Below are 15146 nucleotides of genomic sequence, written 5' to 3' on the forward strand. Positions count from 1 at the left end.
ATCGGTCTTTCAGGAGTATTTAGCCTTACCGGATGGTCCCGGTGGATTCATACAGGATTACTCGTGTCCCGCACTACTCAGGGTACTGCTATATTATCTTCGATTACCTATACTAGACTATCACTATCTTCGGTTCGATTTTCCAATCGATTCTAGTTCTCTTNATTTAGCCTTACCGGATGGTCCCGGTGGATTCATACAGGATTACTCGTGTCCCGCACTACTCAGGGTACTGCTATATTATCTTCGATTACCTATACTAGACTATCACTATCTTCGGTTCGATTTTCCAATCGATTCTAGTTCTCTTAGCCTTACCGGATGGTCCCGGTGGATTCATACAGGATTACTCGTGTCCCGCACTACTCAGGGTACTGCTATATTATCTTCGATTACCTATACTAGACTATCACTATCTTCGGTTCGATTTTCCAATCGATTCTAGTTCTCTTAGATTCTAATGTCGCAGCCCTACAACCCCAATACTGCCGTAACAGTATTGGTTTGGGCTAATCCGCGTTCGCTCGCCACTACTAACGGAATCACTATTGTTTTCTCTTCCTCCGGTTACTTAGATGTTTCAGTTCACCGGGTTTGCCCCCTTTCGGGTGACATGTCTTCAACATGCCGGGTTGCCCCATTCGGAAATCTACGGATTATAAGGTATGTGCCCCTCCCCGTAGCTTATCGCAGCTTATCGCGTCCTTCATCGCCTCTGAAAGCCTAGGCATCCGCCATACGCCCTTATTTAGCTTATTGTACTTTTTGCTCTAAACATAAATGTTTAGAACGAGCTCTTTATAATTATTTATTTTTATAAAAATATTGTTGTTAATCCGAAGATTAACTTCTCTATCTTGATTTCTTTACGATATCATTTTACCAATATGTCAATGAACTTGTGGCGAGTCGCCACGGACAAGTATTTAAACTTTTCGTGAACAACTTTATGCCGTTGTGGAGAATATCAGAGTCGAACTGATGACCTCTTGCGTGCAAGGCAAGCGCTCTAGCCAACTGAGCTAATCCCCCATTATAAAACTCTAGAATACTATTCAGAATTTGAATGTCGAATCCTCTAATTTCTAGAATTTCCTTTCTAACAACTCGCTTTTTGTAGTCTCAGGCAGACTCGAACTGCCGACCTCTACATTATCAGTGTAGCGCTCTAACCAGCTGAGCTATGAGACTATATAGCTTGTTATTAGTGTATTTTAAAATTAACAGCAAAGAGTAAAACTTCCTTTTGTAACTCACCATCTTTCTCTAGAAAGGAGGTGTTCCAGCCGCACCTTCCGGTACGGCTACCTTGTTACGACTTAGCCCTAGTTACCAGTTTTACCCTAGGTCGCTCCTTGCGGTAACGAACTTCAGGCACCCCCAGCTTCCATGGCTTGACGGGCGGTGTGTAMATTGTCCGAAGAAAAAGCTATCTCTAGCCCTGTCAATCTACANTGCTCTCGTTATAGGACTTAACCTGACACCTCACGGCACGAGCTGACGACAACCATGCAGCACCTTGTAAATTGTCCGAANGTGATATGGTTTATAGATTCGCTCCTGGTCGCCCAGTGGCTGCTCATTGTCCATACCATTGTAGCACGTGTGTAGCCCAGGACGTAAGGGCCGTGATGATTTGACGTCATCCCCACCTTCCTCACGGTTTGCACCGGCAGTCTCTCTAGAGTCCTCAGCTTAACCTGTTAGCAACTAAAAATAGGGGTTGCGCTCGTTATAGGACTTAACCTGACACCTCACGGCACGAGCTGACGACAACCATGCAGCACCTTGTAAATTGTCCGAAGAAAAAGCTATCTCTAGCCCTGTCAATCTACATTTAAGCCCTGGTAAGGTTCCTCGCGTATCATCGAATTAAACCACATGCTCCACCGCTTGTGCGGGCCCCCGTCAATTCCTTTGAGTTTCAGTCTTGCGACCGTACTCCCCAGGTGGGATACTTATCACTTTCGCTTAGTCACTGAACCGAAGTCCAACAACTAGTATCCATCGTTTACGGCGTGGACTACCAGGGTATCTAATCCTGTTCGCTCCCCACGCTTTCGTCCCTCAGCGTCAGTATATACGTAGTAGACTGCCTTCGCAATCGGTATTCTAAGTAATATCTATGCATTTCACCGCTACACTACTTATTCTATCTACTTCCGTATAACTCAAGTCAACCAGTATCAAAGGCAGTTCCATCGTTGAGCGATGGGCTTTCACCTCTGACTTAATTGACCGCCTGCGGACCCTTTAAACCCAATGATTCCGGATAACGCTCGGACCCTCCGTATTACCGCGGCTGCTGGCACGGAGTTAGCCGGTCCTTATTCTTACAGTACCGTCAAGGATGTACACGTACATCGGTTTCTTCCTGTATAAAAGCAGTTTACAACCCATAGGGCAGTCATCCTGCACGCGGCATGGCTGGTTCAGAGTTGCCTCCATTGACCAATATTCCTCACTGCTGCCTCCCGTAGGAGTCTGGTCCGTGTCTCAGTACCAGTGTGGGGGATAATCCTCTCAGACCCCCTACCTATCGTTGCCATGGTAAGCCGTTACCTTACCATCTAGCTAATAGGACGCATAGTCATCTTGTACCCATAAATGTTTAATAAAGTCTCGATGCCGAAACCCTACATTATGGARTGTTAATCTTCATTTCTAAAGGCTATCCTCCTGTACAAGGCAGATTCTATACGCGTTACGCACCCGTTCGCCGGTCGTCAGCATAGCAAGCTACCTGTTACCCCTCGACTTGCATGTGTTAAGCCTGCCGCTAGCGTTCATCCTGAGCCAGGATCAAACTCTTCATTGTATATTTTAAATAATATTAATGAATAAGTTTCAAAAGAATTTGTTCTAAATTAATAGAACGTGGTTATTCTACTCTTATTTACGCTGTCAATTTCAATGTTTTCAATGAACGTGTCGAGTCGACACACACAAGTATCTTTTAACTTATTAATCTTCTCAGACTTCTTTTGTAGAAATGTTAGAATCGAACTAACTGACTTTTTAAAAGTCATTCCGAAATTTCTTGATCGTTTTGCTTTAATGTATTTCTTAAAGCGGTTGCAAATATACATCTTTTAATTTGTTTTAAACAAGCTAAATTTAACTTATTTTAAAAAATGTTTTAAATGAACGTTTATAACACTGCGATAATTAATATCGCTGTTATGGACTACAAACTTACGACTCTTTTTTGTGTTTTTAAGCTTTTTTATGCATTTATTTTCAATAAATTTAAGGAGTGACTGATTATCAGGTAATTATTTTTTTTAGACCTACTTCTTGTTGTTGGCTTTTGAGCTCAAACAGGCGATATTTTATTTTTTATAATGAGAAAACACATAGATTCCTACGGTTTTCTGGTGGGCGAACACATAGGTTTGCCCCTACTTTATTTTTGTCCTTATATATAGGTCTTGAAATTTGAAGTTATTTTGATTATTGTCGTCACCTGAAAGATGCTCACGATAACCAATTCATAGTCGATTGGCTTGGTTTGCAAAAATTATTATTGATTTATCAAATTATCAAAATGAGCACAAATGCCTAGCCCCGATTGACGCTTTGTTTGAGCTCTTTTTTGTTTTTCTTTTTTAAAAACAAAAAAAGCGAGTGCGGAAAGCGGGAAATTGCTTCAAAAAAAATTAAATAACAGCTATAAAGCAAATTTTCTCATTTCCTAGATTGTCTATTACTGTAATTTTATGGTTTCCTTTTTTAGGAATTATCGCCTGTTCGTGATATTGAGTCGTATTACCTATAAAAACACCGTCTAAATACCAATATAAAACAGCATCCGCACTAGTATGAGTTACTTTTAAAATAATTGGATTTAATTTTTCAACGCCTTTTGTTAGTGATATTTTAGAACGAAATTTTGTTGGAAAAACAAAACTCATCATATTATTTTCGAACTCATTACAGCCATTTTTAAAGCTTGGTAATTCACGGTAATTTGCGTTTTTTTGCTTGTAATAATGCGCCATTAAAGGAGGTAAAACAAACCAAGTTTTCGCTTTCATATTACTTACAGCTTCGCAATTAGAGGTTACTTGAAAAATTTCTGACGCATCAACTGTTATTTGCTTGTGATATGGGCAAGGCTTTGCTCTTACGCCATTTTTAGGAATTCTCTTTATAACCGATTTACAAATTGGCAACGCCAAATATCCGCTTTTTTCGCAGATATCTCCTTCAATTAATGCTTCAAAAGGTTCTAAAAACCAATCTGATTTTGGCAACACATCAAAAACGTTAAATAGCAAAGGAGCGGCACTTCCTACGCCTGTTAAATCAGGCCTTCCTTCTCCGTCAGAATTTCCAACCCAAACTCCGACAACATATTTAGGAGTTACACCAATTGCCCAAGCATCTTTATTACCGAAACTTGTACCCGTTTTCCATCCTATTTTTTGAGAAGAATCAAAATATTTCCATGATTGATCGACAAGAGGTCTGTTTACTTGAGTTAAAGTATTTAATGTTGTAAAGGCTACGCCTGCATCAATATGTGTGTAGTTTTTTTGGGTTTTACCAAAATTTATTTTAGCTGAATTTAAATAACTCGGTTCTAAAAATTCCTTTGAATAATATTGATGTTTTGTAGCTTCAAAATGATTTACAATACCTGCATAGCTTGCAAATGTTTTACATAAATCCCACAAACTCGCTTCTGCTCCACCTAAAATTAACGATAATCCATAATAATCTGCCGATTTATCGATGTCATTAATATGATACGCTTTTAAATTTTCTCTGAATTTTTCTAATCCGTATGATTTTAACATTAAAACCGATGGAATATTTAAAGAACGGGTTAAGGCTTGGTTGGCAGGAACGGCACCATCAAAAGTTAAATCGTAATTTTTGGGGGTATAACCCGCTATTTCAATAGGAATATCAGCCACTAATTGCGTTGGCAATATAGCACCCGACTGTAACATTTGTGCATATAAAAATGGTTTTAAAATGCTTCCCGTACTTCGTGCCGAAATAACATTGTTTACGTCTTTTTGATGCGCTTTATCCGTTGGTGAATTACCTACATAACTTATGACTTTTCTGGTAGCAACATCTAAAACTACTACAGACATATTATATACTTCATTCTGTTTTTGATGTAAATAGTGCTGTTTTACCAAGTTATTTACCTGTTTTTGTAAATGGATATCTAAAGAACTTTGTATATATTTTCCTTGGTGTTTTTTAGCTATTTCTTGCACAAAGTGTGGTGCAAAATTTGGCAAACGGTAAGGTTTTTGAGGCAAGGTTTCTTCTAATGCTAATTGATAGGTTATTTTATCTATAATTTTCTGTTGATATAATTTTTTAAGTAATCTATTTCGTTTTTCTTTTAATCTTTGTTGATTTTTCCCTGGATAAATTAACGAAGGTGCATTTGGTAATACGGCTAAAGTTGCTGTTTCTGCCCATGATAATTGATGTGGTTGTAATCCGAAATAGCGCCAAGAAGCCATTTCTAAGCCAACGACATTTCCTCCGAAAGGAGCGTGAGAAGCATATAACTTTATAATATTTTCTTTTGAATATCTAAATTCTAATCGAGTTGCTAGAACGAGTTCTTTTATTTTTTCTAGATAAGACCTACTTTTATTTTTTCTTGATAATCGAATTACTTGCTGTGTTAGTGTACTTCCACCTCTAATTACTCGTTTTGCTTTGCTATTTTGAATAAATGCTTTTCCTATTGATATTGGATTAAAACCAAAATGCTGATAAAAATAAGCGTCTTCAAATTGTAAAATACAGGCTTCAAATTTTTTAGGTACGGAATCTAATTCAGGAAATCGCCATTGCCCATCTTTGGCAATAACAGCTCCTAATAATTCATTGTTTTTTGCAGTTACAACGGTTGATGTTGGCACTAAAAATAATTGCTGGGGTAAACAAAAATAATATAGTATTGTTATCAATGAAAAAATGCTAATAACCAGTTTTTTTAATTGATACTGTTTTAAAAAGTTAAAAAGTGTGTTCATGTAAGTTTTTCATGCAGATTTAATACAGATTATGTTTCTAATCTTTATTTTAAAAGTATACTTTCAAAAGTATAAAGTTTAAGCGTAAAAAATAAAGGATAAGTAAGTTATATTTGCAGCTTATTAAAAATTATGAGTTTTACTTTACTTTCATCACCATTACAAGGCTTTACCGATTTTAGATTTAGAAATGCACAGCATAAATATTTCGGAGGTATTGATACTTATTACGCGCCATACATTCGATTGAATGGGAAAATGATTATAAAATCGAGTTATAAGCGTGATTTGTTACCTGAAAACAACGATACTTTAACCGTAATTCCGCAGGTAATAACAAACGATCCTGAGGAATTTTTATTTGTTGCAAAATATGTACAAAGCTTAGGCTATAAAGAATTAAACTGGAATTTAGGTTGCCCGTATCCGATGGTTACAAAATCAGGAATGGGTTCTGGATTAATTTGTAATCCCGCAAAAATTGATGAAGTTTTACACAAAGCACACAACGAATCGGATATTTTAGTTTCAATGAAAATGCGAATGGGTTATGAAAATAGTGAAGAAATTTTAAACTCCTTCCCTATTTTAGATAAATATCCTTTAAAAAATGTAGCAATTCACGCACGTATAGGAAAACAATTATACAAAGGTGGTGTTGATTTAGATGCTTTTCAAAAATGTATTGATGTTGCTAAACATCAATTATATTACAACGGAGATATTACTAATGTTGCTGGTTTTAAAGCGATTCAAGAGCGTTTTCCTAGTATTGATCATTTTATGATTGGGCGTGGTTTAATTGCTGATCCGTTTTTACCACAGATGATTAAAGACAATACAACCGAATACCCTGAAGATAGATGGCAACGTTTTGAAGCTTTTCATAATGAAATTTATCAACAATATGATGAAGCTTTATCAGGACCAACACCTATCAAAATGAAAATGTTAGGTTTTTGGGAATATTTTTCAAAGTCATTTGATAATCCGCAGAAAACCTACAAACAGATTAAAAAAGCTGGAAATCAGAAAAAATATCAAATAGCTGTAAAAGAAATTTTAAGTAATGAAAAACGTCTTTAATAATTCTTCTCTAATTAATTTATAAAAAAAGGCTATTTCTTAAATTTAAGAAATAGCCTTTTTATTGTTCTTGATTAATTGACTAATTATTATGCCAAAGTAATACGTACTTTTTTATTTTTTAAACGAGTATTATTTAATTCTTCAATTAATTTTTTCGCTTCACTTACAGGAACTGCGATAAAAGCACAATCTTGCTTTAATTCGATAACTCCTAATTGTTCTTTGGTTAAGTTTCCTTTTTTAAAGAATAATCCTGCAATATCTCCTTTTGATATTTTATCTTTTCTTCCTCCTGAAATAAATAAAGTTTCCCAATAATGAGCTTTTATTTTTTGTTTATGAGAAATATCTTCATTAGGAATATTTTTAAGAAAATCTGGTAAATTTTCTTTTTGCCATTTTAAAATATATGCAGTTCCTTTTGCATTTACTCTTGCAGTTCTACCATTTCTATGAGTAAATTCTTCAATTCTTTCTGGTAATTCGTAATGAATAATATATTTCATTTCAGGAATATCAATACCTCTTGCCGCTAAATCGGTTGCAATTAATACCTGACTTGTTCCATTTCTGAATTTTATTAACGAACGCTCACGATCTCTTTGCTCCATTCCTCCAGAAAAACAACTATGTGCAATTTTATTTTTCTCTAAAAATTCGCTTACGTGATTGATGCTATCTTTTAAATTACAAAAAATAATTCCTTGCTGATTTCCTACATGTTGTAATAATTCATGTAAAGTTTTATTTTTATTTTTAATAGGAGAAACAACCGTTTTTAAAGTTAATTGTCTTGATTTTTTTCCTGTTAAATAATTTAATACCGTTGGTTTATTTAAACCTACAAATTGTGGAATTTCTGTTTCTTGCGTTGCAGAAGTTAAAATACGTTTTTTAAGATTTGGTAATTGATTGATAATCCCTCTCATTTCAGATTCAAAACCAACTTCTAACGATTTATCAAACTCATCTAAAATTAACGTTTTGATACTATCTTTAGAAAAACGTTCGTTTGCAAAATGGTCTAAAATTCTACCAGGCGTACCAATTAAAATACTTGGTATATGTTTTAGTTCCGTTTTATCTTTTGCCATTGAGCGCCCGCCATAAACAGCGTTTACTTTAAAACCTGTTCCCATTTCACGAATTACCTGTTCTATTTGAATAGCTAATTCTCTTGATGGTACTAAAATTAATACTTGAATATCGTTGTTTTCTGTGTCGATTAATTTCAAGGCTGGTAATAAAAAACCTAAGGTTTTACCAGTTCCTGTTGGTGAAAGTATAACTGTATTTGCATTTGTATCTATTACTGAAATCGCTTTTTGTTGCATTTCGTTTAACTCATAGATATTTAGTTTTGCTAAAATATCTTCCTGTGTTTTTACTGTCATTGCCATAATATTTGAATATCTATGAAGTTTTTTTAATAACTTTTAAAGCCACAAAGATAGGCAGTGTATCTTTATTTATCTTAAATTTAGCCTAAAAACACTGTGATATTATTTACATCAATTTAAAAATAGGCTGATTTTACTAGTAAAGTTATTAAAATAAATTATTTTAGCCTGAATTTTAAATACTTTTAATTTGTTAAATTACTATTCTTACGAACATATAACTTCTACACAATGGGTTACATTTGTACATGGGGCAGGCGGAAGTAGCGCTATTTGGTACAAGCAAGTTCGAGAATTTAAGAAACATTTTAATATTTTAATTTTAGATTTACGTGGTCATGGCGATAGCAAATCAATACTAAAAACGCCGTTTCAGAAAAAATATACTTTTGATGCCATTACCGAAGATATTCTAGAGGTTATTTCACATTTAAAAATTACGAAATCGCACTTTGTAGGTATTTCTTTAGGAACTATTTTAATTCGGAATTTAGCTGAGAAAAAACCCGATTTAGTAAAAAGTATGATTATGGGCGGAGCAATTATCAAATTAAATTTACGCTCTCGTTTTTTAATTTTTATGGGGAACTTATGTAAATCAATTATTCCCTATATGTTATTGTATAAACTTTTTGCGTTTATCATAATGCCGAAGAAAAATCATAAAAAATCACGTTCTCTTTTTGTGAATGAAGCTAAAAAATTATATCAAAAAGAATTTTTACGATGGTTTAAATTAACCGCTGAAATAAATCCATTATTACGTGTATTTAGAATGAAAGATCTTAAAATTCCTACTTTATATATTATGGGCGAAGAAGATCATTTGTTTTTACCCTCTATTAAAAACGTGGTCGAAAAACATGTAAAAGCTTCTTTGGTTGTTATTCAGAAATGCGGACACGTTGTAAATGTTGAAAAAGCAACTATTTTCAATACAAAAACAATAAAATATATTCATTCTATTGCTTAGAATTCTACCTATATTTTTTTTAATTACTACCTATAAAAAAACTCCTAAAAATTAATTTTCAGGAGTTTTTTTGATAGTTTTTTTAATTCTGATTTTAATCAGAAATAAGAAAAAAAAGTGTGATTAATTATTAAATATTTTATTTACTTCATCTAATGTTAATAATTTAGATTCTGTTAAAACATCTGGTTCTCTACTTACATATTGTTGAATTTTCATTTTAACAATTCCTTGATCTCTTACATATTTAAAGTAAATAGCATCTCCATTTGCTTTAATTTGATATCTACTTCCTGTTGATTCTTCAAAACCTCGAACAATAATTTGATGTAATTTAGCAGCATCATTATCGATATTTTTAAATGAAAAAGAAACGTATTCTTTCACTGGATTATTCACATTTTTATAAAATAAATTATATGCTTCATTCCCCACTTTTTCCAGATAAACATATTCGACTTGTCCAACAACATCTATTTTTGTTTTTTCAACAAATTCAATTTGAGCAAATGATATTGCTGAAAAAAACAATGTTACTACTACGACTAATTTCTTCATAAATTTTATAGTTTATAAGTTTGATATAAATAATCCACAAGATTAACATTTATTTTTTAATATTATTACATTAATAATAAAAATTATAATTTTCAGGCTAACTTTAAAATGCTGTTGTTTATTTTTGGCATCTCAAATATATAAAATATAATGAAAAAATTTTATTCTTTTTTAATAATACTAGCGCTAGTTATTACTTCTTGTTCTTCTGATGTCGAGAATCAAGTAATATTGCCTGTAATTTCAGAAACTCAAATAAATGAAATAACAGCAGAAACTGCTTTATTATCTTGGAGCGCATCAATCCCTGATAAATCTACTCTAAAATTTGATATTTTCTTAGAAAACAAAAAAATAGCGGATAATATAACTTCTAATTCTTGGATTTTTAATAATTTAAGTGAATCGACAAGTTATTCAGGAAAGCTATTGGTAACGAGTAATTCAGGAGAAATTGCTGAAAAAGAATTCTACTTTATAACTAATAGAAATCCAACACCTTCTGATGTTAATCTTTTAATAACAGATATTACGACCAACAAAGCTACACTAACATGGTCTGCTTCAAATATTGAAGATAATTCGAGTATATTATATGATGTATATGTTAATAACGAACTTAAACATGAAGATTTAGATGTTTTAACCGTTAATTTAAATAATTTAAATCCTAGTAAATATTATAAAGTAAAAATTATAGCCAAAAGTAATAAAAATAAAATTTCTACTGTAGAAAAAGGATTTAATGCATTAGGAGTACCTCCTTCTCGTTTTCCTTTAGTAATTAATAATGACGATGATGATACAGATAATTTAGATCCTCATTGGTTAATGATACAGTGGACACCACCAACTGTTCAAGACGGATTTACTTATAGTTACTCGATTATTTTAGATGATAAAACTATATTTCATTCTCTTACTGATACAGCTAGTTCTTGGGTATTTACAACTTTAAATGAAGGACAAACCTATACGTTTAAAGTGATTGCAAATTCAGATAATGGAGCTTCAACTGAAGAGACTATTACTTTTACAACAATTATACATCCTAATCTTTCTGATTTTAATATTATGGTTGACTCTTTTACAAATACTACCGCTAATATTACTTGGACTCCATCAACTTATCCTAATCATACATCATCGATTAATTATGACATATATCTTAACGGAAAGCAACAAAACCCAAAATTATCAGCTATTTATGGGACTAATTATAACTTTACTGATTTAACACCTAACACAGAATATATCGTAAAAATTATAGCCAATAAAACAGTAGGTCATCCTGTTAAAACATTAAGTCGAGAAATTAGATTTACTACAGAAAAATCATACCAAACACACCCTACTTTAACTGTTACTGAGGCTGTTTTATACACGCCTAGTAGTCAATATTTCAGTAATCAATTGAAAATAAAATTTTCGGATTCAATAAGTAATATCGATTTTGATAAAGTTAGTATAGGAGGTATTATTATAAATAACTTTATGACCTACAGTACAGCTATTATGAGTAATACTTTTTCTTCAGAAAATTACAATAAAATATTATTTAATAATACTGGATATGTACTCATTACAGAGAATGGCGTAACTTATAAAGTTAAATTTGATAATACCTGTTTTTTTAACAAAAAAGGAAGGATAGTTTATAAGCTATCCTTCCTTTTTTCGCTTGTGTTAAATAATTAATTTTAACTTTTTTTAAACCTCAACGAAAGAATTATTCTAAAAAACCTTGTGCTTTCATCCAAGTATCTGAATAAATTTTATTCATATAACGAGAACCGTGGTCAGGTAAAAGCACCACAACAACACTATCCTTGTCAAAATATCCTTTTTCATTATATTGTTTGGTCGCTTGTAAGACAGCGCCAGAAGTATATCCGCAGAATAACCCTTCTATTTTTACTAATTCTCTTGATGTAAGTGCGGCATCTTTATCTGATACTTTTTCGTAGATATCAATTACATCAAAATCAGTGGCTGTTGGAATTAAATTCTTTCCTAAACCTTCAATTTTATAGGGTGATATTTCATTTTCATCAAACTCGCCTGTTTCATGATATTTTTTCAAAACAGAACCGATGGCATCGACTCCTAAAACTTTTATCTTTGGATTTTTCTCTTTCAAATACTTTCCTGTACCCGAAATCGTTCCGCCAGTTCCGCTTGCAATAACCACGTGTGTTACTTTTCCTTTTGTTTGTTTCCAAATTTCAGGACCTGTACTTTTATAATGTGCTTCTATATTTAGCTCATTGAAGTATTGATTGATATAAATAGAGCCTGGATTTTCTCGATGTAATCTTTTGGCTACTTCATAATAGGAACGAGTATCATCTGGTGCAACATTTGCAGGACAAACATGTACCTGAGCGCCCATTGATTTTAACATATCAATTTTATCTTGTGATGATTTATCACTCACTGCTAAAATACATTTATAGCCTTTGATAACACTAATCATTGCTAATGAAAAACCTGTATTTCCTGAAGTTGTTTCAACAATGGTATCTCCTTTTTTTAAGATTCCTTTTTTCTCGGCACTTTCAATAATATGCAATGCGATTCTATCTTTAGCCGAATGTCCAGGATTAAAAGCTTCTACTTTTGCGTAATAGGTTCCTAAAAAGTTTTTTGTTATTTTATCTAGCTTTATCATAGGGGTTTGCCCTATTAAATCTAAAATTGAATTGGTAATTCCTTTATGTCTATTCATTATTATTTTAAAATAAGAAAGCGTCATTGTAAAACAAACAAAAGTTTATCTTGTGCAGATTACTTCGTTATTTTTACAATGACGCTTGCACTAAATTAGCTACAAAAGTATCATTATTTTTTTAATATTTTTATAACTTATCCTCTAACATTAAAAAGAAGCTGTATTCTTCAGCGGTTTCTTTTAAGGCATCAAACCTTCCAGAAGCACCACCATGACCTGCTTCCATATTGGTATGTAGAAATAATAAATTATCGTTTGTTTTCATATCTCTAAGCTTTGCAATCCATTTTGCAGGTTCCCAATATTGCACTTGACTATCGTGTAATCCTGTGGTTATTAACATATTCGGGTATGCTTTTGCCGCTACTTGATCGTATGGCGAATATGATTTCATATAGTCATAATATTCTTTTTCGTTTGGATTTCCCCATTCGTCATATTCACCTGTTGTTAATGGAATCGTATCATCTAACATCGTTGAAATTACATCTACAAAAGGCACAGCGGCGATAATTCCGTTATATAATTCAGGGTTCATATTGATAATTGCCCCCATTAATAAGCCACCCGCAGAACCGCCCATCGCATATAAATGCTTTGGCGATGTATAATTATTATCTATTAAATACTTAGAACAATCTACAAAATCGTTAAATGTATTTTGCTTGGTTAGCATTTTACCGTCTTCATACCAATCGCGTCCTAAATACTCGCTTCCTCGAATGTGTGCCAACGCATATACAAAACCTCTATCAAGCAAACTTAAACGTGTTGTTGAAAATCCGTCAGAAATTGTATGCCCGTAAGAACCGTACGCATATTGTAAAATAGGCGTGTCTTTGGTAAGCTTCGTATCTTTATGATGTACTATTGACAACGCCACTTTTTTACCATCACGAGCTGTTACCCAAATACGCTCGCTTACATAATTATTTTTATCAAACTTCCCTCCTAAAACCTCTTGTTCTTTTTTAATTTCTTTGGATTGATCTCTCATATTAAAATCAATCACAGAACTTGGTGTAGTCATTGAATTATATGAATAACGAATTACATCAGTATCAAAATCTGGATTTCCGTGTACTCCTGCCGAATAGGTTTCTTCCGAAAAAGGTAAATAATAATCTTCGGTATTATCCCAACGTTTAATACGAATTTTATTTAAACCGTTGGTTCTTTCTTCTAAGACTAAATACTCTTTAAAAATTGAAAAATCTTCAAATAGAGTGTCTTCTCTATGCGGAATTACATCCACCCAATTTTCTTTGGTTGTTTTATCTTCAGGAGTTTTCATCAACTTAAAATTCGTTGCGCCGTCTTTATTTGTTTTGATATAAAAATGATTTTCGTAATGTGCGATATCATATTCTAAATCACGCTCACGAGCTTGAATCATTCTAAAAGTTCCGTTAGGATTATCAGCCTCTAAAACTTGATATTCATTAGAAACCGTACTATACGAACCCATTACTAGGTATTTTTTCGATTTTGTTTTGGTGATAAAAGTCCCGAACGTTTCATCTTTTTCTTCAAAAATTAATACATCATCAGCCGTATCAGTTCCTAAAATATGCTTGTAAATTTGAGAACTACGTAAGGTTTCAGGATCTTTTTTAGTGTAGAACAACGTCTTATTATCGTTTGCCCAAACAGCGCCACCTGTAGTATTTTCTATTTTATCAGGATAAATTTCACCTGTTTCTAAATTTTTTATTTGAATCGTATATTGACGACGACTTACCGTATCGGTTGCAAAGGTTGTTAATTTATTATCCGAAGAAATACTTAAACCACCTAATTGAAAATAATCGTAGCCTTTCGCTTGATCATTTACATTAAACATAATTTCTTCAACGGCTTCTAAAGAGGCTTTTTTACGGCTATAAATGGGATATTGCTGTCCTTTTTCGTAGCGTGTACTGTAAAAATAACCATCTTTTTTATATGGAACAGAGCTGTCATCTTCTTTAATACGCCCTTTCATTTCTTGAAATAATTCTTCTTGAAAATCCTTGGTATGTGTTGTTTCTTGCTCGTAAAATGAATTTTCAGCATTCAAATAATCGTACACTTTTTGAGTTTGTGCATCTTTGATTTCGGCATTTTTTTGTGCATCTGTTAAACGCATCCAAAAATAATCATCGACACGTTTATCTCCGTGAATTTCTAATGTTTTTGGTTGTTTATCAGCAATAGGTGCTGTTATATTCTTTTTATTCATGTCTTTTGTTTTGCAATCAACAAAAATAAGACTAATAGCGACGGCAATAAACATAGAAAACGATATTATTTTTTTCATTTTAATTTTGATTTGATTTTGATTATTTGTTTTGAGTAAATTACTTGTTAAAATAGTATTTTTGCTTAAAATAAAGTTTAAT

The 15146-nt window shown here is 32.8% G+C and carries 8 protein-coding genes, 2 tRNA genes, 1 rRNA gene and 1 other annotated feature; of the genes, 3 read left to right on the forward strand and 8 right to left on the reverse strand.

Annotated elements, in window-relative coordinates:
• Positions 1–307: 307 nt before the first annotated feature.
• Positions 308–713: a sequence feature (23S ribosomal RNA rRNA prediction is too short), on the reverse strand.
• A gap of 245 nt (positions 714–958) precedes the next feature.
• The 4 genes from L0U77_RS06345 to pbpC all read right to left on the reverse strand — a co-directional run bounded on the left by L0U77_RS06345 (position 959) and on the right by pbpC (position 5948).
• A tRNA-Ala gene (locus tag L0U77_RS06345) sits at positions 959–1032 on the reverse strand.
• An 85-nt stretch (positions 1033–1117) separates the two neighbouring features.
• Positions 1118–1191: transfer RNA gene (locus tag L0U77_RS06350), tRNA-Ile, on the reverse strand.
• Positions 1192–1270: 79 nt separating this feature from the next.
• Positions 1271–2818 (reverse strand): 16S ribosomal RNA (locus L0U77_RS06355).
• Between the two features lie 841 nt (positions 2819–3659).
• The gene (pbpC, locus tag L0U77_RS06360) at positions 3660–5948 is read right to left on the reverse strand and encodes a penicillin-binding protein 1C (RefSeq protein ID WP_338126512.1); all 2289 of its coding nucleotides are present in this window, start codon (positions 5946–5948) and stop codon (positions 3660–3662) included.
• A 198-nt stretch (positions 5949–6146) separates the two neighbouring features.
• On the opposite strand from pbpC, the gene L0U77_RS06365 reads away from it, so the two are divergent.
• Positions 6147–7100: a tRNA dihydrouridine synthase gene (locus tag L0U77_RS06365; protein ID WP_233897304.1), complete on the forward strand. Its 954-nt coding sequence runs from the start codon at positions 6147–6149 to the stop codon at positions 7098–7100.
• Positions 7101–7189: 89 nt separating this feature from the next.
• On the opposite strand, the gene L0U77_RS06370 is transcribed toward L0U77_RS06365, so the two are convergent.
• Positions 7190–8503, reverse strand: coding sequence for a DEAD/DEAH box helicase (locus tag L0U77_RS06370; RefSeq protein ID WP_233897303.1), 1314 nt, complete (start codon positions 8501–8503; stop codon positions 7190–7192).
• Between the two features lie 190 nt (positions 8504–8693).
• Here L0U77_RS06370 and L0U77_RS06375 point away from each other — a divergent pair, with 190 nt between their 5' ends.
• A complete protein-coding gene (locus tag L0U77_RS06375) occupies positions 8694–9476 on the forward strand; it encodes an alpha/beta fold hydrolase (RefSeq protein WP_233885278.1) in 783 nt (260 codons plus the stop codon).
• Between the two features lie 123 nt (positions 9477–9599).
• Here L0U77_RS06375 and L0U77_RS06380 read toward each other — a convergent pair whose 3' ends face one another.
• Positions 9600–10034, reverse strand: a complete 435-nt coding sequence (locus L0U77_RS06380; RefSeq protein WP_101917316.1) for a hypothetical protein — start codon at positions 10032–10034, stop codon at positions 9600–9602.
• Positions 10035–10184: 150 nt separating this feature from the next.
• Here L0U77_RS06380 and L0U77_RS06385 point away from each other — a divergent pair, with 150 nt between their 5' ends.
• A complete protein-coding gene (locus L0U77_RS06385) occupies positions 10185–11732 on the forward strand; it encodes a fibronectin type III domain-containing protein (RefSeq protein ID WP_233900911.1) in 1548 nt (515 codons plus the stop codon).
• A gap of 31 nt (positions 11733–11763) precedes the next feature.
• On the opposite strand, the gene capA is transcribed toward L0U77_RS06385, so the two are convergent.
• Both capA and L0U77_RS06395 read right to left on the reverse strand, forming a co-directional pair.
• The gene (gene capA / locus L0U77_RS06390) at positions 11764–12762 is read right to left on the reverse strand and encodes a cysteate synthase (protein WP_101917321.1); all 999 of its coding nucleotides are present in this window, start codon (positions 12760–12762) and stop codon (positions 11764–11766) included.
• A 130-nt stretch (positions 12763–12892) separates the two neighbouring features.
• Positions 12893–15064, reverse strand: coding sequence for a S9 family peptidase (locus L0U77_RS06395; RefSeq protein ID WP_394801650.1), 2172 nt, complete (start codon positions 15062–15064; stop codon positions 12893–12895).
• Between the last annotated feature and the right edge of the window lie 82 nt (positions 15065–15146).

Origin of the sequence: Tenacibaculum piscium, from assembly GCF_021390715.1 — a bacterium.
In the GTDB taxonomy this organism is placed as follows: domain Bacteria; phylum Bacteroidota; class Bacteroidia; order Flavobacteriales; family Flavobacteriaceae; genus Polaribacter; species Polaribacter piscius.